1 protein-coding gene is annotated in these 452 nt (G+C 64.8%); it reads right to left on the bottom strand.

Annotation, left to right across the window (positions count from 1 at the left end; genetic code table 11):
* The coding region (locus SLW55_RS20585) for a transposase (RefSeq protein ID WP_320745644.1) at positions 1-452 on the bottom strand (452 nt) is incomplete at both ends.

The following is a 452-nucleotide window of genomic DNA, read 5'->3' as shown; positions in this document are numbered from 1 at the left end:
CCATGGCCCGCTCCTGTAGCCGTGCCAGCCGCATCACGTTATGGCTGGCGACCTTCAGCCCGATCACCACCTTTGCCCGCGCCAAGCCGATGCAGCGTACGAACTTGCCGCCTTGTTGGGCCAAGCGCGCAAACGGGTGCTCGCCGAACACCCGATCCTTGGCAATTCGACGGTTCCGGCGCTTTGCTGCCTCGCTCAAGGGCTTGCGCGCATGCCCTTGATGTTGGATCGCGGGGCGGTAACCACGCCTTTTCAGGTCTGATTCCCGCGCTGCATCGGCATACCCGCTATCGGCCCATACCGTGCGGCCGGTGTTGTCCGGGTCCAGCACCTGCTCGAAGTGACGGCTGTCGTGCACGTTGGCCGCGCTCACGTCGTAACGGCGGATGAAGCCCCAGCGACGGTCCGTGCTGGCGTGCAGCTTGTAGCCGTAGAACGCCACCCCATGCTTC

Source organism: Xanthomonas sp. LF06-19 (assembly GCF_034105425.1).
Classification (GTDB): Bacteria; Pseudomonadota; Gammaproteobacteria; order Xanthomonadales; family Xanthomonadaceae; genus Xanthomonas_A; species Xanthomonas_A sontii.
This window is presented reverse-complemented; position numbering and strand designations above follow the sequence as displayed.